The organism is Pirellulales bacterium, assembly GCA_033762255.1.
GTDB lineage: Bacteria > Planctomycetota > Planctomycetia > Pirellulales > JALHPA01 > JANRLT01.
Genome location: JANRLT010000065.1, coordinates 243,562 through 269,222 on the forward strand (window position 1 = coordinate 243,562; position 25,661 = coordinate 269,222).

Below are 25,661 nucleotides of genomic sequence, written 5' to 3' on the forward strand. Positions count from 1 at the left end.
CGCTCCCCGAATTGCACTTTTTCGTTCCAGGCCCTACATTACAGACATGTTTTTACGATCTTAGGCGGTCGTTGTGGGGAGAATGCCGCGGTGGCCAAGCGACCGGCACGAATTTTGGTATGTTCTCCCGCGGGGCTGTCCCTGCCGCGCGAGGAATTGCAACGGGTACTCCGCGTCGAGTGGGTCCATGCCCCTAGCACCACGGAGGCGCTGCGTCTTGCGGCGGACACCCCCTGCGACTTGATCATTGCCACCCACGCGCCGCCAACTTTTGACGCGTTGGAATTACTGGGGCAAGCGCTGGCCAGCGACCCCGCGCAGCCGGTCATCATCTTGGATGAAACTCCCAGCGTTCCCGAGGCGACCCAATGCCTGCGGCGCGGGGCGGCGGATTATTTGGCTTTTCCCGTAGGGGAAGAGGATCTGGTCGCGGCGGTAGAACGCGTTCTGCGGGACCGCCGCCGTGATGCTGAAAACCGCTTATTGCGGCGCCAAGTCGAGCGTACGTATGCTGGTTTTTCCGACATTATCGGGGCCAGTCCCCCGATGCAAAAAGTATTTGGCACGATCGAACGGCTGACCGGCAGCTCGGTGGATGTGTTGATCCTCGGCCCCACGGGGACCGGCAAGGAACTGATCGCCCGCGCTATCCACCGCCGCAGCCCCCGCGCCGCGCAGCCCTTTGTGCCGATTGATTGCGGCGCCATTCCCGAAAACCTGATCGAAAGCGAGCTTTTTGGCCACGAACGGGGAGCGTTTACCGGCGCGGAGGCGCGGCGGATCGGGTTATTGGAATTTGCCGACGGCGGGACGATCTTTTTGGATGAATTGGGCGAGCTCCCCCTGCCGCTCCAGGCCAAGCTGTTACGCGCCTTGCAAGAGCGCAAGATTCGCCGCGTGGGAGGCCGGGAAGAGTTGGATGTGGACCTGCGGGTGATTGCCGCGACTTCCCGCGATTTGGATGCCATGATCCGGCAGGGACAATTTCGCCAGGATTTGTATTATCGGGTTAATGTCGTGCGGATTGACCTGCCCCCCTTGTGCCAGCGGGGGGATGACCTGGGTCTGTTGGCGGAGTACTTTTTACACAAACACGCCCGCGAGACAGGGCGGATGATCACCGGCTTTTCGCCCGAGGCCTATCAAGTGCTCAAGCAATATCCCTGGCCGGGCAATATCCGCGAATTGCAAAACGCCATTCGGCGAGCGCTGGCGTTGACGCAAGGGAACAAGATCGAGGTGGATGATTTGCCGGATGAGATTGTCGTGGCGGCGGGAACCCGGGGGGAGGCGGTCAGTGATAAGCCGCAGGGATATTTTGCCTTGCGGGACCAACATGTGGCCCGGTATGAGTTGCAATACTTAAGCGATCTGTTAGCGCGGCACCACGGGGATGTCCCCGCCGCCGCGCGCGAGGCCAAACTGCCCCGGGGAACTTTATATCGCCTTTTAAAAAATCATGCCCTCGAACCAGAGGATTTTCGCTAGTGCTGTCTCAAAGCGATGGATTTGAATAGGTCGGATCAGCCATGGCGAGCTAACCCTCGGTTTTTGCCGCTCCAACCATTGGCTAGCGTCCGACGACTTATCCCTTACATTGTTGCCACCTTGATTTCACTCCCTTGATTTTTTCTGAAAGCCCTTGTGCCATGCCACCCGCCGCTTTTGCCTCCGCCAGCAGCACCGATCCCGACCTATCCCGCGCGATCTCGACGGTCGCGGGGCGGCTCTTAGAGCAACTAGCCCAACCCGCGCATTTAGCCATGGTCTTTGCCACTCCCGAATATCTGCCCTTTCTTGCGCGGGTAAGCGGGGAATTTCGCCGGGCTTTTCCCCAGGCGGTCTTGCTGGGTTGTACCGCCGAGTCACTGGTCGCCACCGGAAAAGAAATCGAATCGGGACCGGCGCTAGCAGCCTGGGTCGCCTGTTTACCCGCCACTCGGGTAATACCCGTGCACTGGCAATTTACGGCCACGCCCGACGGTCCCCGGTTAACCGCGCAACCGCCCGACTGGCTCCCCGCCCAGCAAGATGGCGGCCAATTGTTAATCTTGGGCGAGCCTTACAGTTTTCCGGCGGATTACTTGCTGGAACACCTACAAAAAGAGGCGCCGCGTTTGCCTGTGCATGGCGGTATGGCAAGCGGGGGGCAGGGGCCCGGGCAAAATCGTTTGCTCTTTCAAGATGAAATCCTGCCTAGCGGGGCGGTCGGCGTCTGGTTGGCCGGGGGAGTGCGCATCCGCAGCGTCGTCTCCCAAGGTTGCCGACCAATTGGCCGTCCCTGGATCATTACCAAAGCCGAGCGAAATGTCATCTTTGAACTGGGGGGGCGCCCCGCCATGCTACAGTTGCGCGAAATTTTTGAATCCTTGCCCGAGGCCGACCGCGAACTGTTACGTAGCGGCCTGCATGTGGGCCTGGCCATGAGCGAATACCGCGATGAATTTCGCCGGGGGGACTTTCTCGTGCGGGGCGTTGTGGGGGCCGATCCCAAAAGCGGCATGATCGCCATCGGGGATGACGCCCGGGTGGGACAAACGATGCAATTTCATGTGCGGGACGCGGAAACCGCCAGCGAAGATTTGCGGGAATTGCTACGGCCCATCGCGCTCTCCGCGGGCAGAAACGCGGGGGCATTGTTGTTTACTTGCAACGGACGGGGACAACGGCTGTTTGCCGAACCGCATCACGACGCGCAGGCCCTGGCGCGGCAGTGGGGAGAGTTGCCCTTGGCTGGTTTTTTTGCCGCCGGAGAGATCGGCCCGGTATGCGGGGGGAATTACCTGCATGGCTATACGGCCAGCGCGGTGTTGTTTGAAGCGTTGGAAGAAGCGTCATTGCAACCAGGGGCAAAATAATGTTTGCTTGCCGTGGGACAATGTCGCCGGAATACTTAGGTACAGGGATGCGATTTCCTGTGAATAATAAGTTGGCTTTTATATTGTCCAAGACGTGAAAAATAGTTGGGTCATCATGCCAAAACGCAACCACGATATGGTAGTAAGCATATCATGGAATTGCGTGAGCCGCTTTGCGCTGGTACCGCGCTCAACCAGCGGCCAAAGAGGTTGTCATAAGTGTGTTATCGAAGTGGCATAATTGAAAATAAAAGAACGATAAAATTCAATCAATCAATTCAGCAAGCGTAGCCAATTCTAGATCCGGCTGACGCAGTTCCCCATGCCCACCGCCGATGCCATCGGTGGCTTTGTGGCCCCGATCTCCGCGCGTTTTGAGTTCTCATGCTTGCCACACCTTGTCCCCCTCTCCGCGCTCGAGCAAGCTGCGCAGCGACAGCGCGGCGTGCCGCTTTGCCAGGCGTTGGCCCCGTTCATCCAGGACCAAGGGGCAGTGGTACCATGCCGGAGTCGGCCAGCCTAATGCCTCGTACAGCAGGATTTGCCGGGCGGTGCTGGTCAAGAGATCCGCGCCGCGCACAACTTCGGTGATATGCATGGCGTGATCGTCCGCCACCACCGCCAGTTCATAACTAGGAAAGCCATCCTTGCGCCAGACCAGAAAATCTCCAAAATCCACGCCCGCCACGCGCGCGGTCGCCCCTTGGCATAAATCCACAAACTCGATTCGCCGTCCGTCCGGCACGCGAAACCGCCAATTAACCTGCCCTGGCTCTGTGCATTCAACGCCCGTGCCAGTTACAGGCCGCAGACGGGGGGGAAAAATCGGTTCTTCGTCGTCGGGGGCGGGTCCCTCTGGTTCATGGGGCGCGGAGAGCGCCGCGGCCACGTCCCGCCGCGAATGCGGACTGGGATAAATCGTCCCCGTGGCCTGCAACAGTTGCCACACCCGCTGATACCACGCTCCCCGTTCACTTTGCGTGTAAGGGCCATCCGGCCCGCCGACATCCGGCCCCTCGGACCAGTCGATGCCAATCGCCCGCAAATCGGCGATTGCACCCGTCGCGTATTCCGGGCGGCAGCGGGCCTGATCCAGATCTTCCATCCGCAAAATCAGCGTCCCCCCGGCTGCCCGCGCGCGGGAAAACGCAGTCCAAAAGGTACGCCCATGACCCAGGTGCAAATCGCCGCTGGGCGTGGGGGCGATCCGGCCGCGGTAGGGGAGAGTCATCATCTGCCAATGTAGCGCGCATCAGCCCTGGGAATTTTTTCAAACACTGCGTCTTTAAGTTGCATTTGTTGAATTAAATTCCACAGCGCGAGAAATTCTGGATGGGATGCCAATATCTCCCTATGCGTGGAATCCCATGCGATCCATTTCCCAGAATACTCCACCGGCACCGGCGGGATCGGTTGCATGCATTGATATTGGGGAGGCATTTTTTCTTTTGACAGAAAATTTAATGAGCAATGCTTGTTTGAATTGACTGATAATCAATTGTTACTGTAACAAACGAATGGCCACGTTGGTAGCACGATAAATCAGCGGTCATCCCATTCCTCGCGATCCTCGCGCGTATGTGTCAGTATCTCTTCTGTACTTCGCAACACCGTTGCTTTGCCAAAGGTATTGGCAATAGAACTATTATGGAACAGCCCCACCCGTTCCTCAATCCACCGCGCACTCACAAACCGTCTCCAGATTGTTTCCCAGGCCTGTTGGATTTGGTGTAATGTTTCCGCTGGGGGCGGCTGCGCGACAACTTTTTTATCACGCGACGGGGCAGCGGCCACGGTGGCTTGGTCAGGTACTGGTTCATCGTTAATTATACGACCATAGGCATTTAGCCCTGGTTGCGGATGCAATTGTTCCCGCGCTGGCTCCTCCACCGGCACAAAGCCCGCCCAGGTTAGTTCCAGGCCCCAGTGTTGTAGCCGCGCGACTTCGTTGATTCGTTCTTGCACGCGCAACCCCCAGACTACCCCGTACAGATCACGAAACTCTCGCCACGCCGCGGCATAACGGGTATTGGCCAGTGCGGCCAGGTCAAACCTATCAGGTGTGAAATCTCGGGATGCCTTTGCGTCGACATTCGCTTCCAGGGTAAGCGCAGCACGCTGTGTCAAGCCAGGTGTCTGTTTTTCCGCCGATGCCATCGGCGGCTTTGTGATTTGTGTCCGAATCAGCAACGGAACCATACCCAGGCACCCCACCCCCAGCGGCCAATCCCACTCGCCCAAGCGCGCTCCCCCCGACCAGGGGAGCTGCGGCCACAGCAATATCGTCTGGGCGGCTGTTAATAGTGCCACCGGCCCTAAATATCGCGTCGGCAGCCAGTTGCTCAGTTGCACTACCAAGAGAATCACCACAAAACCGCCGCGGACCGGTTGACGGTGCAGTTCCCAGGTCCAACCCAACAGCAGCGATTCGAGCGCGGGCCAGATCAACGTGACCCACAGGGTCAGCACAATCAGTTGCCACGCTCCGTGCTGGGGGCGTTTGGCCCCCAGGATGGCCATCGCGGGCAAGAATGTGGTCGCCACCATCAAAAACCGTACCGGCCCGGCGGCATCTAGGTTTTCGGCCGTTATCCCGCTCGTACATAGCTGGTATAGGCTCACTCCGTGGCCAATCGTGATCGCCACGCCAGAGAGGATTCCCCACGCCCAAGCGTAGAGCAGCGTGGTCCCGCGTAATGATATGTATATTGATCCCAGGGATATTATCCCAGCGACTAAAAAAATAACGAGTATAATATTCAAAAACGTTAACACACGTGCAGCATGAAAAGTAAAGGGGTAAAACAAGAAACCAGGAGTGCATTTATCAATAAAATCAAAGGCGACTAACTTTGATTACAGTTTAACCACGAATTCTAATGCGAGATTCTTGCACAATCCAAGTTTTCCCTACCAAAGGCTCAGTCTCAAATAAGGGGATAATTTTACGTAGATTTAACAAGCAATTCTGCTTATCTTGTCGAACTAGTCGGAATACGATAATTCCTGAATAATCTTTTGGTGGAAAACGTCTTATTTCCGCGAAATCTTGATCAAATGAGACCACAACCCTTTGCTCTAGCTGGCAAACTTGTGCGATAACCATGTCTGACATGCCAGAAAGAGCCTGCTCACCTACAGTAACCGCATCATGGCCTGCATTCTTAAGTTCGCTGGCAACTTCCACGGGTAAATTTTCGACAATTTTGAATTTCAAGATCATCCCACACCCTGCGGTAGGGTCACGATACGTTCCTGGGCTAGTTCGGCGGCATAACTCAACGCCGCCGCCAAATCTTGGGATGATAAAGCCGGATAACTTTGTAGGATTTCCCGTTGGTCCAAACCTGCGGCCAAATTGTCAAGAATCACACTGATTGGGATCCTGGTGCCACGTATGCATGCTTGACCCTGACAAATTGCGGGATCAAAGGCGATATGCGACTGCCAATTCATTGTGACCTTTCTACATTAAAGGGTATACAGTTGAGGTTAATTCTATTATACCGCCTGGGCGGACCCTGCGGACCAAAAATGTTGCCAAAACGCCACATCTTTCCTTGCCCTGGGGCATTTTACCGCGCATCCTTGTGGAGTGAATGTGCGAACCGGGATGATTCAAAGCCCCCCCGTCCGCAACCTTAAATTTATCAAATATTCCCCTGGAGGCGACCATGAAATTTTCACGCGTATTCCTGGCGGCGGCGCTCTTTTGTAGCCTCGTGCAAAACGCCCCGGCGGTGGAAATGTTCACCCACTTTGGTCGCGAGATGGATCGCCTGGGCTTTGAACCATTAAACGCCGTCAAACGCAAATATCCCGGTTACCGCCTGCCCAACGGTCAGCGCATCCCGGTGCAGCCCGCGCCCGGGGCGCATCCGTGGTCGTGGCGTGGTTGGTAGTAGCGTATTCCGTAAGCAAGATTAAGAGTATTAAACCGGACGCTAGCGCGTGGCGGCAGATGATTTACGCAGTTAGTGTCAAATCAGCCGTTGGGCGCTAGCCCACGGTTGCTGTGCCGTAAACGTCCAAACAGTTACATGTTGTATTTTGCCAGATTTCCCTATAGATCGCTGGCGGGAACGCGCCGATCCGCGTAAATTAGTCGTATGGATATTCTTGCGGAAATTGTCGCCCATAAACGCGCCGAAGTCGCCGCCGCGCGCGCCCAAACACCGCTGGTCCAGATCCAAGCTGGGTTGGCCGATGCGCCGCCGGTGCGAAATTTTTTTCAGCCGCTCGCCCAGCCGGGGGGGATCAAGCTAATTGCCGAGGTCAAGCGCGCGAGCCCCTCCGCCGGTTTGATCAGGCCAGACCTGGACCCGGTGGCGATTGCCCGGGTGTATGAGTCCGCGGGGGCGAGCTGCCTGAGCGTGCTGACCGACGCGCGGTACTTTCAGGGGTCGCTGGAGGACCTGACAGCGGTCAAGCGGGGGGTCGCGCTACCCGTGCTGCGCAAGGATTTTATCATTGATCCGTATCAAGTCTACGAAGCCCGCGCGGCGGGAGCCGACGCCGTACTACTGATTGCTGAATGTCTGGACGATTGCGACCTGCGTTCGCTGCACAATCTAATTGTGGATTTGGGGATGACGCCGCTGGTGGAGATTTATGACGCGGAGAATCTGCAGCGGGTCTTTGACGCGGGAGCCACGCTAATCGGCGTCAATAACCGTAATTTGCGAACCATGGTCACCGACCTGGGCCATGCGCTGCGGTTGCGCCCCCGGGTCCCCGACCAATGCGTATTTGTCGCCGAAAGCGGCATCAAGACCCGCGCCGACGTGGAGCAACTGATCGCGGCCCGCGTGGATGCGATGCTGGTCGGCGAGAGCCTGCTCCGCCAGCCGGATCTGGCGGCGGCGGTGCGGGGACTGTTAGAAAGTGGCTAATGCCAAGTCCTCAACCGCTAAGACAAGAAGGGGACTGGGGATTTCAAAGAGAAGCAAACATCCGCATTGCGTGGCTTCAACTTGAAATTAGAAATTTGAGAAGCCGATCCGTGAAAATCTGTAAAATCCGCAGCATCTGTGTTCCCGTCTTTTAAAATGTATTCCGCTAGGCCTCACCCCATGCACTATGCCACCGATCGCACGTTGCAACCGGCGGAGTTTATTGACCTGTTGCGGCGTTCCACACTGGCGGCGCGGCGGCCCGTGGATGACGTGGCGACGATCACGGCGATGCTCGCCCGGGCCAACTTGCTGGTCACCGCCTGGGAGGGAGAGTTGCTGGTGGGGGTCGCGCGGTCGTTGACTGATTTTGAGTATTGCTGTTATTTGTCGGATTTGGCGGTTGATGCCGCCTATCAGCGGCTGGGAATCGGCCGCGAGCTGATTCGCCGGACCCAGGCGCAATTAGGTCCGCGGGCGACATTAATTCTCTTATCCGCGCCCGCCGCCGTGGATTACTATCCGCGCTTGGGCTTTACCGCGCACCCCTCGGCCTGGACGATCAACGCACGGAAAGAGCTTCTGAGCCATGATTAGATTCGGTGCGCCAATTTAGCCTTCCGCCGTGGCGGCGGGGACGCGCGGCTGGATGTTGCGGCGGTATTCTCCCGGTGTTTTTCCCTCGTCCCGTTTAAAGACCACGCTCAGATACTCGCTATGGCGAAAGCCGGTCAGACTAGCGATTTCAGTCAGGGGCAGTTCGGTTTCGGCCAGCAGTTCCTTGACCCGCTTGAGCTGCGCCAAGCGGATTTCTTGCTGCGGCGAGCGGCGCAAGTACTTGCGAAACAGCCGCTCCAAGACACTTCGCGAAACTTGCAGATGCCGCAGCAAATCCGGCACGGTGATCCCCCGGCAGGCATGTTCGCGAATAAATCGCACCGCGGCGGAAACATCGGCATTGTCGATCGCCAACACATCGGTGGAATGCCGCGTCACCACGCCCACCGGTTCGACCACGACTTGATGCAGGGGGGGCGTCTGGCCCGTCATCAGTTGATCAAGCATTTGCGCCGCTTCAAAGCCAATCCTGCGCGGGTTAAGCACCACGCTGGATAGGGGGGGGTCGCACAGATCGCAGAGGATTTCGTCATTATCCACGCCTATGACCGCCACTTCCTCTGGCACGGCCAAATCCATTCTGCGGCAGGCATCAAGCACGTTTTGCCCGCGCAGGTCGTTGGCGGCAAAGACACCCACGGGGCTTTTGAGCTTTTTTAGCCAGATGCAGAGTCGCTTTTGTTGTTCGTCCCAGGGGAGCGCGTTCATTCCCAGCCAGTCGGATTCAAAGACGGCGCAACTGGTCGGTTGGGGGATGGCCGCCAAAAAGCCGTCCCGCCGCCTCCGCGACCACAGGTGATTCCCAAACCCGCAGAACGCAAAATTACGAAAGCCCCTTTCCAGCAAATGCGCTGCCGCCATGCCGCCAATGGACTCGTGGTTGTTCCAAATATTCGGCAAGCCCTGGTCGCCATGGATATCCGTCAAATCGACGGCGGGAATACCCAACCGCTGGATCAGCCGGACGACCTCGGGCGAGGCCGACCGCGTAATAATGCCATCCCCCTGCCAATCTTTCAGCCAGGTTGGCGGCGGAGCCATCAGTTCCCGCAAATCCAGCGATACCGACCAATGCCGGAGCGAAACCAAATACTGCGCAATCCCGCGCAGGACTTCCCGCCCAAAATAAAGCGATGTTTCCACCATGAGCAACACATTTTTGCGATCCATTGCCAAACGTTGACCTCTTTCCAAATGTTAAATTACTTTACACTCCCCTTACCCTACTATAACCACAATGCGCAAAGATTCTCAAGATTGAGATTCTTGACATAACCGGTTTTTCCCCGGGCGATCCTTGCGGCAGGAAACTTGGGGAAGTGCCTTTTCCATCAGACTTATTAAAATTACGTCAATATTTGCGAATACAAGCAGTTGGATTAGGAAAAGATTCTCAACCAAGAGTTGGATAATCTCATTGATTTCTCTTTTTCGACAAGTGTAAAATTTATCAAGAAACACTAGTTTATGTTAATCTTTGCGAGGGGTCACTTTCCGGGGTTTTGCCCTTTGGATGCTTCTCTCCGCAATCTTTGTTAAGCTGAGTGTTCCCGCCGTTCGTTTGCGGGGGGTGGAAAGAATCAGTCTGCCTCCCCACTTCTTTTAACCTTGTGTGAAAGTTCCTGCGCATGCCCCGCACCGCGTTGCCTATGCCTGTGTGCCGCACGATCAATATTCCCGTACTTGGGATGGCTCTATTTCATTTTTATTACGCCATGGCGCGGAGTGGGTTTTGGGCCGCAGCGATCTGGCTGGTCTGGCTGTTTTGTTCCCTCCCCCGCGCGGCCGTAGCTGATGCGCCATTGCCGCAAATTGACTTTGCCACGCAAATCCAACCCATCCTGGCTAGGCGTTGTTATTCGTGTCATGGCCCGGGTCACGACGAAGGGGGTTTGCGACTGCACAAGCCCGAGGCGGCCTTTCAAAAGCTCGATTCCGACAAACATGCCATTGTCGCGGGAAAACCCGACTCTAGCGAACTGTTGCGGCGGATCAGCGCCGAAGATGCCGACGAACGGATGCCCCCTACCGGTAAACCCCTCAGTGAGGCCGAAGTCTCGCTTGTCCGCGCCTGGATTGAACAAGGAGCCAAATGGGAAGCCCATTGGGCGTTTCAACCGATCAAACCCGTCGAGCCGCCAGTCGTGCGACAGTCCGACTGGGTGCGCAACCCCATTGACGCGTTCATTTTACAAAAACTGGAACAGGCGGAATTGTCCCCGGTGGGAGAGGCGTCCAAACTGGCCTGGATTCGCCGAGCGACCTTTAATACGACCGGCCTCCCCCCCAGTCCCGCGGAAATTGCGGACTTTCTGGCGGACAATTCACCGCAGGCCCACGATCGTGTGATCGACCGGTTGCTGGCCAGTCCGCATTACGGAGAGCACGCCGGGCGGAAATGGCTGGACCTGGTCCGCTATGCCGAGACGAATAGTTTTGAGCGGGACGGCGTCAAACCGAACGCCTGGCGCTATCGTGATTATGTCATCCGCGCCTTTAACAGCGACAAACCGTACGATCGCTTTATCAAGGAACAACTGGCCGGGGACGAACTCCCAGACGGCGGGACCGAGGGAATCATCGCTGCCGGATACTACCGCCTGGGCCTGTGGGATGACGAACCGGCCGACCCAGAGCAAGCCCGCTATGATGAATTGGACGATATGGTCAGCACGACTAGCCAGGTGTTTTTGGGCCTGACCGTGGGCTGTGCCCGTTGTCACGATCACAAAATCGACCCAATCCCACAAAAAGACTATTACGCATTTTTGGCATTTCTGCACGAGATCCAACCCTATGGCCGCCGCGGTGACGGCAACAATTACAACCAAGTTGCTATTCAAACAGAAGAACAAGCCGAGGCTCAACGATTATGGCTTAGCGAGCAAGAGCGCTTGGGGGGGGAAATTCGCGCGCTGGAACTGATTGCGCTGCAAAAACTGCCGGAAGTGGAGAAGGCGGACAAGTCTGAGGAGGAGCAATTAGTCCGCACCCGCGAACGGATTAAGGACCTATTGCAGCCGCAGGAACACCACATTTATCAAACTTTTCGCCAGCAATTGGAGGAGCTAAAAAAGAAAGGCCCCACCACGGCGCAGGCCCTGAGTATTGTCACCTACCCCGCGCCGCCCGTCACCCAAGTGCTACTGCGGGGAAATCCCCACACACCGGGAGACGCGGTCGAGCCGCAGTTTTTGGATGTGTTGGGGGGAGGAACGCCCGCGGTCCAATCCTCTGCGGGCGGAAAAACCTCGGGCAGGCGGACGGCCTTGGCCAACTGGATTGCCTCCCCAGAAAATTACACCACCGCGCGGGTCATGGCCAATCGGGTCTGGCAGCAGCATTTTGGGCGGGGAATTGTGCGCTCGGCAAATAACTTTGGCAATTTGGGGACGCCGCCGACTCATCCGGAGCTGCTGGATTTTTTGGCTGGCGAGCTGATCCACAACGGCTGGCGGCTAAAACCATTGCACAAGTTGATCATGTCCTCCCAGGTGTATCGCCTGGCCTACGCCGATCATCCAGTGGCTGTGACCCGCGATCCCGCGAACGAGTTGTATTGGCGGTACGATATGCGGCGGCTCAGCGCGGAGGAAGTCCGCGACACCATGCATGTGGTGACCGGGGAATTTAACAATCAAATGTTTGGGCCAAGCTTTTACCCCCAAATTCAGGCCGAGGTACTAGCGGGACAATCCGTCCCGGGAAACGGTTGGGGTAAATCCTCCGCCGCGGAAGAAGCCCGCCGCAGCATTTATATCCATGTCAAGCGCTCGCTAATCACTCCGCTTTTGTCCGTGTTTGACTTTCCCGAAACTGACAGCAGTTGCGAAGGGCGGTTTATCACCACGCAGCCCAGCCAGGCGCTGGCCATGTTTAACGGAGAATTTTTTCACCAGCGGGCGGCGGCCCTGGCCGAGCGGGTGACACGCGAAAAACCTAATGACCGCGCGGCCCAGGTGGCAACGGCCCTGGGCTATGCCCTGCAGCGTCCCGCCGACCCGGCGGATGTGGATCGCGGCGTGGCCCTGATAGGTCAATTGCAAGAACAGCACAAGTTGAGCGACGCGGAGGCGTTAAAATATTATTGTCTGAGCGTGCTCAACCGTAACGAAGCGATTTACGTCGAGTAAATGGAAGAGGCGACTCTGTCGCCGATTTGGTTTTTTTGGCAGGTGTTGGATTTAGGCAATTGGAAATTTCGGATTTCAAATTTGAGATTTGTGATACCCAAAATACTCCCTGCTCTCAGCACCAATTCTAATTTACCCAATTCCCATTTTGTAATTCACCTTCCCCATTCTTAATTTTGAATTCTTAATTTTTAATTCTGCCCACTCCCATGTCCACCCACGATTACGATTGCACTCCCCGCCCCCTCAAGTCCGGCCGGGCAGCGTTTTGCCAGCGCACCCGTCGCGAGTTCCTCTGGCAGGCGGGGGCCGGTTTTGGCTCGGCGGCGCTGGTGTCGCTATTATCCGCGGAGGGATTTTTTGATTCACCGGCCTTGGCCGCGACCGCTGGCGCGACCAGCGCTAATCCCCTGGCCCCCAAGACGCCCATGCTGCCCGCGCGGGCCAAGAGCGTGATTTGGCTCTTTATGTATGGCGGTCCCAGCCATATCGACACGTTTGACTACAAACCGACGATGATTGGCATGGATGGCAAAACGATACCCGTCAAAACATTTGGCCGCGGGGGAAAGAAAAATTCCGGCCGCATCGTCGAGCCGCGCTGGAAATTCCAGCAATACGGCCAATGCGGCAAATGGGTCAGCGATTTGTTTCCGCATCTGGCCAACCATGTGGATGAGATCGCGTTTATCCATAGCATGACGGCCGACTCCCCGATCCACGGGTCTGCCATGCTGCAAATGAATAGCGGCAAAATTCTTTCGGGAGCCCCTTGCCTGGGATCATGGGTGAATTACGGCTTGGGGACGGTGAATGAAAATCTGCCTGGCTTTGTCGTGATGTTGGACCCCAGCGGCGGACCGATTAGCGGCGCAAAAAACTGGTCCAGCGGCTACATGCCCGCCACCTACCAGGGGACGCTGTTTCGGGGGAATGGCGCGCCGATTTTGGATTTGCGGCCCCCGGAGGGAATGACCCGCGAATTGCAGCGCGATCTGTTGGACGAGCTGCACACAGCCAATACGCGGCATCAGGCCGACCACGCGGGAAATAGCGAACTAGCCGCGCGGATCGCCAGCTATGAATTGGCGTTTAAGATGCAGGAAAGCGCCCCCGAGGCGGTCGATTTGTCCAGCGAAACCCAAGAAACCCTCGACCTGTATGGCGTCGGCAATAAGCGTACGGACGACTTTGGCCGGCGGTGTCTGCTGGCCCGGCGGTTGGTCGAGCGCGGCGTGCGGTTTATCCAGCTCTATTCTGGCGGAGCACATAATGACGAAAACTGGGACGCGCATGGCGACCTGGAAAAAAACCACAACCACCACGCGGGAAACACCGATCAGCCCATCGCCGCCTTACTGACCGATCTGAAACGGCGGGGGTTATTGGACTCGACACTGGTGGTCTGGGGGGGCGAGTTTGGCCGCCAACCAACCGCCGAAAACGCCACCGGCAGCGGCCGCGATCATAACTCCTACGGCTTTACCATGTGGCTGGCGGGGGGCGGGGTCAAAGGGGGGACCAGCGTCGGCACCACCGACGAACTGGGGAGCGCCGCCGTCGAAGAACCCTTCCACGTCAAACGCGTCCACGCCACCATTCTGCGGCAATTGGGCCTGGACCCTAACCGGCTTAGCTATTTCTACAACGGCCTGGACCAAAAACTGGTCGGCGTGGAACATGTGGACCCCATTAGCCAAATTGTGGGTTAAGCGGGACGCAATTCTATCAGTTCATTCCCCTCGACGGGCACTGCTTGCTTACGGCATGCTAGCAAGCTAAATTGTGGGGGTATGGGCAGGATGGGTTGTCTGTGCGGCGCGCCGGTTTGTCAAAAAGTCCGCCCAGCGGCTCAAAATTCGCAGTATCCCACCCCGCCGCTCGATAACTAATTGTGCGGTTCCCTTTTTAGGAACAATCTGTGCATGAAGCACCGCAGCCCCGAATGAGGATTCTTGCATGCCACTTATTTCCCACGAATCACTCCCCCGCGTCACTCCCGCCACGACATTTTCGCTCGCCCAGGCCAGGCAAATCGTCAAGGATGATTTTGAGCCAAATCCTTGGATTTATTGGACGGATTTTTTGGCCAGCAATATCGCGGGGACGGTCTGTTTTATGCTGGTGCGCAAGTTTCCGCTGTTCAGCTTGGCGCAGGTTTTGTTGTTTTTGGCGTCTTGCCTGTTATTTTATCGCTGCGTGCTGTTTATTCACGAGTTAGTCCATTTAAAAAGCACAAGCTTTCGCGCGTTTCGCATGGTGTGGAACTTGTTGTGTGGGATCCCGTTTTTGATCCCTTCGTTTTTGTACTATACGCATTTGGACCATCACCGCCGCAAGCATTACGGCACCCCCCATGACGGCGAGTATATCCCCCTAGGGAATCAATCGATCGGCGCGATTTTATTTTATCTTAGCCAAATCCTAATTATTCCCGCCCTGGCCATCGCGCGGTTCATGATCTTAACCCCGCTGACCTGGTTCATACCCGCCGTCCGCCGCTGGGTATTTAAGCATGCCTCGTCCATGATTATGGAGCCCGCGTATGTGCGGCCCATGCCCACGCCGCAGGTGCTGCGCATCTGGCGATTGCAAGAATTTGGCTGCCTGGTCGTCTGCTGGACAGTCGCTGTTTTGCTGTATCGCGGGCAACAGCCGGGTGTCACCCAGGAAATGCTTCAAACACCGATCCGCAACGGCGTATTGCCGTTCAGCTTTTTGGTCCAGGCGTATTTAACTTCTCTAGTGATTGTGGGCCTGAATGCCGTGCGCACGCTGGGTGCCCATCGCTTTTTAGGGGATGGCCAAGAAATGACTTTTAACGAGCAATTGTTGGATTCGGTCAATTACCCCCGGCGTCCCTTGCTGACAGGGCTATGGGCCCCCGTGGGGTTGCAATTTCACGCCTTGCATCATTTGTTTCCGTCGCTACCGTATCACAATTTGCGGCGGGCGCACAACAAACTAATGCGTGAATTACCAGAAAACTCACTTTACCGTCTGACCAACGCCGACAGCTTGTGGTCCGTGCTGGCGGGACTCTTTGCAGCGGCAAAGGATGCCCAACAGCGGAAAGCCGCCGCACAACCGCAGGGTGATTTGGTACGGGTGGCCTAAATACGCCTCCCAACTGGAGTAAAAGCTTCCAGTGTCGCGCTCTGGCCCCTTCAGTCAACAACAAATTGCCCGAATCCTGCCAACAAGCTCGCTTGCAAGGGCATTTATTGATAAAATAGCGGCAAGAGTCGGTGAATTTTCTTATCCCAGAGAGCGGCTATTTTATGCGTCCCTCTTGTTATCATTGCCATCGCGGCGCGCTCGGCTTTACCCTGGTGGAGCTGCTGGTGGTGATTTCCATTATTGGTGTCTTGGTATCAATGCTCTTACCCGCGGTCCAGAACGCGCGTGAGGCGGCCAATCGTGTCTCTTGTGCCAATAACCTGCGAAATATCGCCACCGCATGCCGCAACCATCTGGGGGCGCAGCGTTTTTTGCCCTCCGGGGGTTGGGGCTTTAAATGGGCCGGTGATCCCGACCGGGGCTTTACCCGCAAGCAAACCGGCGGCTGGATTTACAATATTTTACCCTATATCGAGGAAGGTCCCCTGCATGATCTGGGCAAGGGAAAATCCGTGGCTGAAAAGCGCGAAGCGGGACGCAAAGCCGCCGAGACGCCCCTGCGCATCATGACCTGTCCCACGCGGCGCATTCCTGCCGCGGTGCCATATAACTGGGATGCGAATTTTATGATCAATATCAACAGACCCAGCGTCATTGGCCATGCTGATTACGCGGGAAACGCCGGAGACCTAGGGGGGAATGATTTTCAGGGGCCGGGCGATACTAGTTTCCTTACTAAAAAAGACGCCCAGATTGACGCAATTTATCCGCAAACGGCAATCAACGCGTCGGGTATTTTTTATGCCCGCAGCGAAGTCCGCGAGGGAATGATCAAGGACGGCATGAGCAAGACGTATTTGATTGGCGAGCGGCACATCAGCATCACCGATTACGAAAGCGGCAAAGGCTACGATGATAACGAAGGCTGGAACTGCGGTTATAATAACGACATCAATCGTTGGACGCATTTGACTCCGGAGTTTGACTACCGACCGGGCAACGCCGCCAAGCTGGAGACATTTGGCGCCGCCCACACGCAGATTTTTAATATGGCCTTTTGTGATGGCAGCGTGCGGCAGATCAGCTTTGAAATTTTGGCCGATATTCACCGCGTTTCCGGCAACAGGCACGATGGGCAAATGATCAATGGCCGTCTGATCGACACTAGCACTCTGGGCCAATAAGCGCTGGGCTAAGTGGAGGCATTATCCCGCGGAGCGGGAAACGAAATTATTTGGGCATAAGGTTTACCGCCGGGTAATTCATTGGCAAGTTGGGTAAAATTGCGTTTTTTTGCGTGCGGTGACCACCGCGACAACCTATAAAAAAACGAATTCCGCCTGAATTCGGTGGAATTTTAGGGGGCGGTCGCTTTTCCCCCGACCCCGCCAGAAGTACACTAAGGAATCTCTGCAAGCAGCAAATCGGGAGGCTGCGTTTAGGCCGCACGACGCATAGATGTTTTTAATTGTTATGGGAGTTTGTCGGTATGAGTCAGGATGTCACAGCGGTTCCGACCCCGGTCGATCCCGCGCAGTCTCCACAATCCGCCCCCCCGCCGGAATCAATTGCCTCGGCGACCGCCGCGGCCGAGGGTTCGGTCCAATCCGCGCCGATCGACCCGGCGTCGGCAAACTCTCCCCCGTCCGCGAGCGCGGCCCCCTCCTCTGCCAGTACTTCCGGGACCGAAGAAAACGCCAGTCGCCCGCGAATAAAAATTGGCTCGCAGCGTGATAGCGGCCCGACCAAGATCCCCCCGCGGGTGACGACCGAATTCAAAACGCTGCCCCCGCCAAAACAGGTCTTTTTGCGAATGGATTCGCAGGGGAATTTTGCTCCACTTAATGCGCCCGCCCCCGCCCCTGGGACTCCGCCCCAAGGTCAACGTCCCGCGCAGGTCCAGCGCCCCCCACAGAAGGAGCGCCCCGCGCAACCCCCGCGTTCCGGGCAGGGCCAGCGTCCTCACCACGGCCAACAGCGTCCTCCCCAGGGCCAGCAGGGTCTCTCACCGACCGAGTCGTCATCACCCACCCAGCGACCCGTGGAACTTTCGAACAATCCATCCCCACCAACGACCAACCCCGTCGAGGTGGCCGAAGTTATCAATGTTTCCACCACCCCTCCCGCGCTCCGTGGGACACCGGATCACGCCGAACCCGCGCCGGCCGCCACCCCCGGCGACGCCCCCCAATACCGCCCCAAGCCCGCTCCATTGGGCGCAAGCCCCAAGAACCCGGCGTTTATTGTGGAAAAAAGCGGTCCCCGAATTGAAAAGCCCAGCATCCGGGCCCCGTTGTCCGAAGATCTAGAGGCAGAGTTGGCGGCGGCATTGGGCGAGGACTCTTTAAATGAGTTGATTGACCAGTCGAGCAAGCCGTCCATCGGGGCCAGCCTACCCCAGGACACCAAGCAACCCGCGCGCGTCCTGCGGGTCACGCGGGAGTTTGTGTTTGTGGAGTTGCCGGGGATGAACCAGGGGTCGCTGCAAACGATCGAGTTTGGCGAAAAGCCGCCGGAACCGGGGACCGTGCTAGAGGTAATGGTCACGCGGTTTCAACCCGAAGAAGGCCTGTACGAGGTCAACCTGACCACGTCCGCCATTAATGTCTCGGACTGGAATGAAGTGAGCGAAGGGATGGTCGTGGACGCGCGGATTTCTGGCCATAACAAGGGGGGGCTCGAATGCGAAGTGAACCGCCTGCGGGGCTTTATCCCCGCCGGCCAGGTCTCGCTGTATCGCGTGGAGGACCTCTCGCAGTTTGTCGGCCAGCGGCTGACCTGCGTCATTACCGAGGCTAACCGCGAACGGCGTAATTTGGTCCTCAGCCACAAGGCCATACTGGAACGCGAACAAGCCGAGGCCCGCGAAAAACTCAAAGCCGAATTAGAAGTCGGCCAAGAGCGCGAAGCGGTCATTCGTTCAATTCGCGACTTTGGCGCGTTTGCCGACTTGGGTGGAATGGATGGGCTGATTCATATTAGCCAACTTAGTTGGGAACGGGTCAAGCATCCCAGCGAAGTCCTGACCGAGGGCCAGCGGGTCAAAGTCAAGATTCAAAAAATCGATCCCGACACGGGCAAAATCAGCCTGTCGCTACGGGACCTCTTTCAAAATCCGTGGGAAACCGCCAACCTCAAATATCCCGTTAGTTCCATCGTCAGCGGGACCGTCAGCCGGATCATGGAGTTTGGGGCGTTCGTCAAGCTGGAGGCCGGCGTCGAAGGGTTGGTGCATATCTCGGAAATTTCGCACAAGCGGATCTTTCGAGTGGCGGATGTCCTGACCGAGGGACAACCGGTCGACGCCAAGGTGCTCTCGCTGGATATTGACAATCAAAAAATCGGCCTGTCGATCAAGGCCCTGACCATCAAACCGGAATTGGCCAAAAAGGCCGCCGAGGACGCGGCCGCCGCCGCGGAAGAAGCGGCCGCCGAAGCTGCTGCGGAAGAAGCCGCCAAATCCCGCCCCGTACGCGAACGCAAAGTCCCACTCAAAGGAGGCGTGGGCCGCGGATCCGGGGGAGAGCAGTTTGGGTTAAAGTGGTAACGGCCGCGTGATCTCTCTTTTGGGGATCATCCCTTTGCCAAAGGAAACGCCGCACCGGTTTTTTTACGGTAGGGATTTTTATACGTGTCCGACAGGCCTGGGAGTCATTAGATTCCACCCATTACCCCGCGCCGGTCTTCCCTTTCATCGCTCTAAATCGCTCTTGGGGCAGGGTGATCTGCGCGATGCGCAGGCCAAATTTTTCCCCGACTTTGACCGCCTCCCCCCTGGCAACAACTTGCCCGCCAACTTCCAAACTTAAAAATTCTTCGCACGATTTATCAAACTGGATAATCGAGCCTGGTCCAAATTGCAAAATTTGATGCAAATTCTGTTTCTTGGATGCCAACGACACGCTAACTGCCAACGGGATCCGGAGTAGGCTGCGCGTATAGGCGGGTAAGTCGCGCAAATTGCGGCGGTTGGCTCCCGCGGTGCTTGCCAGGGGACGCGTTGGCATGGTGCTGGCCAGCGCGGCTCCGCTAGCGGTCGCGGACGGTGATAACTCTGCCAGGGCCGCGTCTCGCGCTTCGGCGCTGGGCACTGTCGCGCCGGAATCCAGCGCGGGTTCCGCCGCGCTCTCCAAGCTGTCGCCTGGCGTCGCGTTGGGGGCTGGCGATTCCGCGGACATGGGCAATTCCAACGTTACAAGGAGGTTATGATAGCAGTTTTGGCGATCACGCGCGACGACCGGGGGACGTACCGGCTTTTTATGCCGGATGCATCACTCAACCGCTTCATTTCTCCTCATTATCGGCATTTCAGCCGTTAGACTTTGCCAAATCGGCAAATTCCCCCTCCCTTGCCACTATGTTAAGTTTCGTCGCAAGCAGTGGCTGTGACCCGCCGGAGGCTATGATAAACTAGCTAGCGGCATGATCGCCGTGGGCGTATTGCCGGCGATTTGGCGATTTCAGGGCGTTATTTTTTGCGGAACGAATTTATGCAAGGCAACAAGCATCATCGCCGGGGCGGGTCATTAATTGCGCGGGGTATGCCCTGGTTTGTTTTCTTGACCGCCTGGGCCACGGAATTCATTTATTCCGCTGAACCGATCCGTATCGACACCGCCCTGGTGACGCTGATCGACAAAGCGGACATTCCCGCGCGCGACGCGGGCGTGCTGGCGGAATTGACCGTGACCGAGGGTCAATCGGTAAAAAAAGGTGATACTTTAGCAAGACTGGATCTGGCCGAACAACATGCCGCCCGGGAGGAAGCCGTCGCCGCGGCCGCCGCCGCGGCCGAACTGGCCGAAAACGATATCAAGCTACGCTATGCCCGCGCCGGGTTGGCGGTGGCCCAGGCGGAGTATCAACGGGCCAAGGAATCGCTGGAAAAATTTGAAAAGAGCGTCTCACAGACCGAGTTGGACCAATTGCGGCTGGTGGTGGAAAAATCAGCGCTCGAGATAGAACAAGCCGAGCAAGACCTTAAGCTGGCTAAATTGACCGAGATCCGCAAACGCCAGGAATTGGCCATCGCCACCGAACGGCTGGAAAAACGCCGCATCCTGGCCCCTTTTGATGGCATCGTCGCCGAGGTCCGTAAACAGCGCGGCGAATGGGTCCAACCGGGAGAGACCGTCCTGCGATTGATACGGTCGGATAGATTACGCGTGGAGGGGTTTTTGCCTGCCGCCGCTACCCTTAACTTGGCAAGCGCAGAGGTGCAGTTCGCCTGTCCCGCCCTCAAAAACAACGCGCAGTCATTTCCTGGAAAAATCACCTTTGTCAGCCCCGAAGTCAACGCCGTCAATGGACAAGTTCGCATCTGGGCCGAATTGCCCAACGCCGCCGGACAGTTAAGGCCCGGCTTGGTGGGGGAATTAATCATCAAGCCCGTGACCGAGTAAACTTGTTGTTCAAGGAGCGAAAATCAACGGGCCATATTGTGATTTAATCTCAATAAGCCCATGAAAATTGAGGGGGGCTTCTAGCAAATATTATGAAAGTTGATGATTAGCAAAGCCAATGGGTGCCAAAGCGCAAATCCCTTATTTTTCCAGTGCGAAACCGTTGACTGCCTGTCCGATAGGCACTATTATTCCCGCAGAAGTGTGGCGAGTTGGCCGATAAATCTTAGGCAATTGGCTAATTAGAGTTTTTTCTTTTCCCGGGAGTGGTAGCGATGGCCCACATTGTGTGCGAACCGTGTTTTGGTTGCAAGTACACCGATTGTGTGGTGGTTTGTCCGGTGGAATGTTTCTACGAAGGGGACAAGATCCTCTACATCCACCCCGATGAATGCATCGACTGTGAAGCCTGCGTGCCAGAATGTCCCGTGGAGGCGATTTTTCACGCGGATAATGTGCCGGAAGAATGGAAGGGCTTTATCGAACTCAACGCCGAGATGGCCCCCCAATGCCCGGTCATCACCGAAAAGAAAGAACCCCTGGTCGGCGGCGAGTAACCCTGTGTGCTAATGGGGTAGTTGTTTCTCCGTCAGCTCACCGGAGAGCGTGATTCGGGTGGAAAGTCTGATATTTGTGATCGGCAGGTGTATTCCACCCCGGGATTTATTTTTCGGCTGGATGAGCTTTGTCGCGTCAAATTTTAGCCACCAGCCACAATGTGGGTAGCCCAAAGGCCACGCAGGCCAGGGCGTCACCCCCGACAAACCAGAGCGGCATCCCGGCGGATAACCCCAAATACAGACCGCTTAGCGCGCATATCATAATGGCCGTGGCTTGATAGGCGATTACCGGCCCGTAGCGGCGGACATCGCTAGCCAACCAAATAAGCAATCCGCCATAGAACGCGCACAGGGCCGAAACCGACCGGGCCAAGTATTCGGCAATAGGTGCCTGGGGAAACTCTCCCAGACCTAATCGCGCGTGCATCTCCACCATCAGCCAGTGCGGCATAAACAGCGCCAAAATCGCCAGCGCGCACACACCACCAACCAGGCGCAACAGCCAGCACAGGATCATGGCGGGTGTACTGGTTTTCGCGGTTTCTTTTAGCTGCATTGGTTCCGCGACCGGGCATTGATGAATGCACCCTTAAGCGAAATTGGCTATCGACGGGTGGGTACGTTTCCCTGCTGAGCTAACCCCCCTGGATCCACGGGGCTAACGGTGGTTGCCTGGATGTGCGTCGCCTTTAACTCCGGCATAAAACCCCGCTCCCCATGAATTCCCACATACTGGCCCACCCAAGCCTGGAGGTTGAGATCATCGGCGGGCGTAACAAAGGCCACGACCTGATTGCGGCCATTAACCAGGGCAAACTTGGGGGCATTGGGCCGTTTAGCAAGCACAGGCATGAGTTTGCCTATTCCATCATACTCCCCTCCCGTGGCCACGTTGGTGGGGGCGGGATGAGCGGATATATTTGGCACATTTGGCAGGGCATTTGACACAGAAGGGGGCGTGCCCTGGACATGCGGTGGTGGTGTTAACGCGGTCAAGGCCTGTTGATTCAGCGCACGTTGTTTGATTTCCTCAAAGCGGGACAGCTTATTCTGTAAGAGGCGAATTTTGCCCCGGTCGAGCGCGGATTGCGCCTGGTCCAGCAGTTTATCCGCTCGCTTATTCAGCGAGGCAAAGCTCCACGCGGCGGGGTCTTCCGTGAGCATAGCGGCCAAATCTTGCTCCAGACTGGCAAGTTCAGCGGCAAATTGCCGTTCGGTCGCGGAGGGGTTGGCCTGTGACGCATTGTTGGGGACGGGGCGAACCACGGCGGGGTTGAAATTGCCACCAGGTTGCGGATAAGCGGAGGTTGACGCATTCGGCGTTGCAACAGAGACGCCGTTACCTAGTTTAGACCAATCGGGGGATTGCCAACCGCCAGGGGAGTTCTTGGCTGGTGCAGTCCCGACCGGGGGTATGGAAGCGGACAGTCCGCTGGGGGAACTGTCCCCTGGGGAATGATTGGCAGTGGAACGATTCGTGGCCGTCGACTCGGTATTTTCCGGCCAAGGAGCGCGGACAACCGCCGGTTGCACCGACCGGACCGGTGCGAGAGCGCCCGGCGCTGATTCCGCGGGCATTTCAGGATTGGCATTCGGGGTGTATTGTGGCGGTGCAGCGCTGGCGTCGGGGGGAGCCGCGCGATCCGGTGGCGCATACACGGGGGCGGATTTGTCGGCAAAGCTGGTGCCAAGTGGCGGATATTTGGATTCTTCGGCCGGTGGGTCCCGACTCAGGTCGCTGGCCTGCATCCACCGAAACTCCCCGGCGGGAGGGGCGATTTTGTACCACAATCCCCCTGGAGTTTCCACACTCTCCAAAATCTCCACCGACTCCCCCTCTTTTAACTCCACCTGCAGGCGGTCACGACGTTCCAACACTTGACTGCCTATGTAGCATGGCGCCTGGTTCACACGCACCTGGCCTAGATCCTCGCTGACTAGTTCCACAAAGCGCCCCTCCACCCAACTGTAGGCACCACGGGGGGGCCGGATGGCGCACCAACCCTGCGCCATCTTAAAGACTAACACCCGCTGACCGCGGTCCAGCCGCTCGGTCCGGTATTCGCCCGCCGTGCCGGGACCACTGTGCGCGAAAGCCTGATTCTGGCTAACATAAGCCACATAGGGAAACTCAGCGGCGGCAAGTTGACTGCTTACAGGCAGCCCCCAGGCGATTGCCCAAAGGACAATCCCCGTGATGGTCAATTGTGGCGAATGCCGAAAAAAATGGGACAGCATCAGACCTCCGACAGCGCGGGGGGCCATATGGCCAGCCGACCACACGGTATGGGGCGTGGCGGGTGGTGAATAGGGAAAATCGGCAAAATGATAATTGCCGGGCAAAAACGGGACAAGAGCGGCCGCGCGCGTGCTAGCGGGAAAAAAAGCCCGCCAGCACGCCCGACTCGGTTGCTGCCGTGCGGGATTACCCACCGCGCTTTTGAGCAAACAACCAGGGGAGAAGTTCTTCGCTTTTGTATGCCGGGGTCCAGCTATCATGGCCGACGCCCGGCAATTCGGTGTACCGGGGCTGGCCACCGGCGGCTTTGATCGCGGCGATCATCTTGCGCGAACGCTCCACCGGGACCGCCTGATCTTGGTCGCCATGCCACGCCCAAAGGGGAAGATCCTTGAGCAGCGCGGCGTGGCGGTCGTCACCGCCCCCGCAAATGGGGACCACCGCCGCAAAGCGCGTGGGCTGGCGCATGGCCAGGTCCCAACTGCCATAGCCCCCCATCGACAGGCCGGTCAAGTATTGGCGATCCGGGTCGATGGGATAATTTTTGAGGGTTTCATCCAGGATGCGAAGGGCGACTTGCATTTGTTCGCCCGGTTCCGGGGGCATATTAATTGGTGCGGTAGTTGACCAATCGACCTCGACCCATTTTTTATCCTTGCGGCATTGGGGAGCGATCACGTAGCAGGGGTATTTTTCTTGCCAGGCGGGCTCGGCCATCCATGTAGGAAAGTATTTGAGTTGGTTGGCATTATCATCCCCCCGTTCCCCCGCTCCATGCAAAAACAGCACGACGGGATATTTTTTGCCGGGTTCCACTTTGGCCGGAGCCAGCAGGCGATATTTGAATATCTCTTCCTTGTACGGACCGCCTGTAAAGGTGATCGTCTTTTCCGCGTAGCTGTCGGTGGGTTTGGTCATGGGAGGATCGGCGGCAAACGTGACGGGAATCAGAGAAAGAGAAAGGCAAAGTCCAAAAACCCGGCTGCCCAGGAGTCCGGCCAACAGAATCGCGCGCATGGTAAAAGTCCTTTTGATGGGAGGAGGATGCTTTTATGCCCCACTACCTAGGCCCCACCGCCATTGCGATGACGGTCGGGGGAGGTTAGGAATTGTTGTAGCGAATTGCCGGTCAAAATGCCAATCCGGCGGCGGGGATTACTCCTTTTTCCCTTAGAATTAACTTACCCATGCCAGAATTTGAACATTTGCGGCACAAACCTCCGGCGGAGCTCCGGCAGCCCCGGGAACTGCTCATTGCCTGCGCACCTTTACGCAGCCAGATCAATATTTCGCATATTTTGCGGACAGCGGGCTGCTGCGGCGTCAGCCGGGTGATATGTTGCGGCCAAGCCAAAATCATCGAAAAAATCGCCCGCGACGGAGCCGACACCGTTCAACTGGAGGTGCATCGCACGTTGCCCCCCGTGCTCAAAAAACTGCGGGAGGCCGGTTATCAATTGGTGGGCCTGGAGCAAACGACAAACTCTGTCAGCTTGCATGAGTTTGTCTTTGAACGCAAGACCGCCCTGGTGATCGGCAACGAGCGGCAGGGCTTAACGCCCGAGGAACTGCGCTGCCTGGACCGGGTGGCGGAGATTCCCGTTTGGGGACTGCCGTACAGTTATAATGTCCATACCGCGACCGCGATGGCGTTATATGAATATTGCCGACAGTTTCCAGCGGGATAAGCAACTGTGAAGGACGCTATGATTTGGTCTGGATCAGTGGTGTCAATTTGCGCGGATTCGTGTTCCATGAATTTGTATTTCCCCAGACGGTGGCACACTAAGTGGCACTGCTCTTCACTGATCCAGACTCATCCAAAAACTGCCAGAATGC

Annotated in this window: 22 protein-coding genes; 13 read left to right on the top strand and 9 right to left on the bottom strand. The window is 57.0% G+C overall.

All coding sequences use genetic code 11. The annotated features are described in order from the left end of the window. Positions 1-90 precede the first annotated feature (90 nt). Both SFX18_18340 and SFX18_18345 read left to right on the top strand, forming a co-directional pair. Positions 91-1,488, top strand: a complete 1,398-nt coding sequence (locus tag SFX18_18340) for a sigma-54 dependent transcriptional regulator (GenBank protein ID MDX1965109.1) — start codon at positions 91-93, stop codon at positions 1,486-1,488. Between the two features lie 161 nt (positions 1,489-1,649). Beyond that, a complete protein-coding gene (locus SFX18_18345) occupies positions 1,650-2,858 on the top strand; it encodes an FIST N-terminal domain-containing protein (GenBank protein MDX1965110.1) in 1,209 nt (402 codons plus the stop codon). A gap of 382 nt (positions 2,859-3,240) precedes the next feature. Here the strand turns inward: SFX18_18345 and SFX18_18350 are convergent, their stop codons facing one another. The 4 genes from SFX18_18350 to SFX18_18365 form a co-directional block, all read right to left on the bottom strand. Next, the gene (locus tag SFX18_18350; GenBank protein MDX1965111.1) at positions 3,241-4,092 is read right to left on the bottom strand and encodes a glutamate--tRNA ligase family protein; all 852 of its coding nucleotides are present in this window, start codon (positions 4,090-4,092) and stop codon (positions 3,241-3,243) included. 308 nt (positions 4,093-4,400) lie between these two features. After that, a complete protein-coding gene (locus SFX18_18355) occupies positions 4,401-5,504 on the bottom strand; it encodes a hypothetical protein (protein ID MDX1965112.1) in 1,104 nt (367 codons plus the stop codon). Between the two features lie 217 nt (positions 5,505-5,721). After that, positions 5,722-6,081, bottom strand: a complete 360-nt coding sequence (locus tag SFX18_18360; GenBank protein ID MDX1965113.1) for a DUF5615 family PIN-like protein — start codon at positions 6,079-6,081, stop codon at positions 5,722-5,724. After that, the gene (locus SFX18_18365; protein MDX1965114.1) at positions 6,078-6,314 is read right to left on the bottom strand and encodes a DUF433 domain-containing protein; all 237 of its coding nucleotides are present in this window, start codon (positions 6,312-6,314) and stop codon (positions 6,078-6,080) included. Before SFX18_18365 ends, SFX18_18360 begins: the two co-directional genes overlap by 4 nt. Positions 6,315-6,532: 218 nt before the next feature. Between SFX18_18365 and SFX18_18370 the strand changes: the two genes are divergently transcribed. The 3 genes from SFX18_18370 to SFX18_18380 all read left to right on the top strand — a co-directional run bounded on the left by SFX18_18370 (position 6,533) and on the right by SFX18_18380 (position 8,347). Beyond that, a complete protein-coding gene (locus tag SFX18_18370) occupies positions 6,533-6,760 on the top strand; it encodes a hypothetical protein (protein ID MDX1965115.1) in 228 nt (75 codons plus the stop codon). A gap of 207 nt (positions 6,761-6,967) precedes the next feature. Further along, positions 6,968-7,750 carry an indole-3-glycerol phosphate synthase TrpC gene (gene trpC / locus SFX18_18375; GenBank protein ID MDX1965116.1) on the top strand — a complete coding sequence of 261 codons (783 nt, stop codon included), beginning with the start codon at positions 6,968-6,970 and terminating at the stop codon, positions 7,748-7,750. 180 nt (positions 7,751-7,930) lie between these two features. After that, a complete protein-coding gene (locus tag SFX18_18380) occupies positions 7,931-8,347 on the top strand; it encodes a GNAT family N-acetyltransferase (protein ID MDX1965117.1) in 417 nt (138 codons plus the stop codon). Positions 8,348-8,362: 15 nt separating this feature from the next. Here SFX18_18380 and SFX18_18385 read toward each other — a convergent pair whose 3' ends face one another. Beyond that, positions 8,363-9,538: a DNA-binding transcriptional regulator gene (locus SFX18_18385; protein ID MDX1965118.1), complete on the bottom strand. Its 1,176-nt coding sequence runs from the start codon at positions 9,536-9,538 to the stop codon at positions 8,363-8,365. Between the two features lie 458 nt (positions 9,539-9,996). On the opposite strand from SFX18_18385, the gene SFX18_18390 reads away from it, so the two are divergent. The 5 genes from SFX18_18390 to SFX18_18410 all read left to right on the top strand — a co-directional run bounded on the left by SFX18_18390 (position 9,997) and on the right by SFX18_18410 (position 19,168). Further along, complete coding sequence (locus SFX18_18390) at positions 9,997-12,501, top strand: DUF1549 domain-containing protein (GenBank protein ID MDX1965119.1); 2,505 nt, start codon at positions 9,997-9,999, stop codon at positions 12,499-12,501. Positions 12,502-12,710: 209 nt separating this feature from the next. Beyond that, the gene (locus tag SFX18_18395; protein ID MDX1965120.1) at positions 12,711-14,213 is read left to right on the top strand and encodes a DUF1501 domain-containing protein; all 1,503 of its coding nucleotides are present in this window, start codon (positions 12,711-12,713) and stop codon (positions 14,211-14,213) included. Positions 14,214-14,460: 247 nt separating this feature from the next. After that, positions 14,461-15,618, top strand: a complete 1,158-nt coding sequence (locus SFX18_18400; protein MDX1965121.1) for a fatty acid desaturase — start codon at positions 14,461-14,463, stop codon at positions 15,616-15,618. Positions 15,619-15,782: 164 nt separating this feature from the next. After that, a complete protein-coding gene (locus SFX18_18405; GenBank protein MDX1965122.1) occupies positions 15,783-16,805 on the top strand; it encodes a DUF1559 domain-containing protein in 1,023 nt (340 codons plus the stop codon). Positions 16,806-17,110: 305 nt separating this feature from the next. Beyond that, positions 17,111-19,168 carry a S1 RNA-binding domain-containing protein gene (locus SFX18_18410; GenBank protein MDX1965123.1) on the top strand — a complete coding sequence of 686 codons (2,058 nt, stop codon included), beginning with the start codon at positions 17,111-17,113 and terminating at the stop codon, positions 19,166-19,168. A 121-nt stretch (positions 19,169-19,289) separates the two neighbouring features. Here the strand turns inward: SFX18_18410 and SFX18_18415 are convergent, their stop codons facing one another. Beyond that, on the bottom strand, positions 19,290-19,799 hold the full coding sequence (locus SFX18_18415) for a FliM/FliN family flagellar motor switch protein (protein ID MDX1965124.1): 510 nt from the start codon (positions 19,797-19,799) through the stop codon (positions 19,290-19,292). A 363-nt stretch (positions 19,800-20,162) separates the two neighbouring features. Between SFX18_18415 and SFX18_18420 the strand changes: the two genes are divergently transcribed. Together SFX18_18420 and SFX18_18425 are read left to right on the top strand one after the other, a co-directional pair. Next, complete coding sequence (locus SFX18_18420; protein ID MDX1965125.1) at positions 20,163-21,023, top strand: efflux RND transporter periplasmic adaptor subunit; 861 nt, start codon at positions 20,163-20,165, stop codon at positions 21,021-21,023. A gap of 275 nt (positions 21,024-21,298) precedes the next feature. Next, complete coding sequence (locus SFX18_18425; GenBank protein ID MDX1965126.1) at positions 21,299-21,580, top strand: ferredoxin family protein; 282 nt, start codon at positions 21,299-21,301, stop codon at positions 21,578-21,580. Between the two features lie 136 nt (positions 21,581-21,716). On the opposite strand, the gene SFX18_18430 is transcribed toward SFX18_18425, so the two are convergent. From SFX18_18430 to SFX18_18440, 3 genes are all read right to left on the bottom strand, one after another. After that, complete coding sequence (locus tag SFX18_18430; GenBank protein ID MDX1965127.1) at positions 21,717-22,100, bottom strand: hypothetical protein; 384 nt, start codon at positions 22,098-22,100, stop codon at positions 21,717-21,719. Positions 22,101-22,186: 86 nt separating this feature from the next. Continuing rightward, a complete protein-coding gene (locus SFX18_18435) occupies positions 22,187-24,082 on the bottom strand; it encodes a hypothetical protein (GenBank protein ID MDX1965128.1) in 1,896 nt (631 codons plus the stop codon). After that, complete coding sequence (locus SFX18_18440) at positions 24,009-24,839, bottom strand: alpha/beta hydrolase-fold protein (GenBank protein ID MDX1965129.1); 831 nt, start codon at positions 24,837-24,839, stop codon at positions 24,009-24,011. Before SFX18_18440 ends, SFX18_18435 begins: the two co-directional genes overlap by 74 nt. Positions 24,840-25,009: 170 nt before the next feature. On the opposite strand from SFX18_18440, the gene SFX18_18445 reads away from it, so the two are divergent. Then, on the top strand, positions 25,010-25,510 hold the full coding sequence (locus SFX18_18445; GenBank protein ID MDX1965130.1) for an RNA methyltransferase: 501 nt from the start codon (positions 25,010-25,012) through the stop codon (positions 25,508-25,510). Positions 25,511-25,661 lie beyond the last annotated feature (151 nt).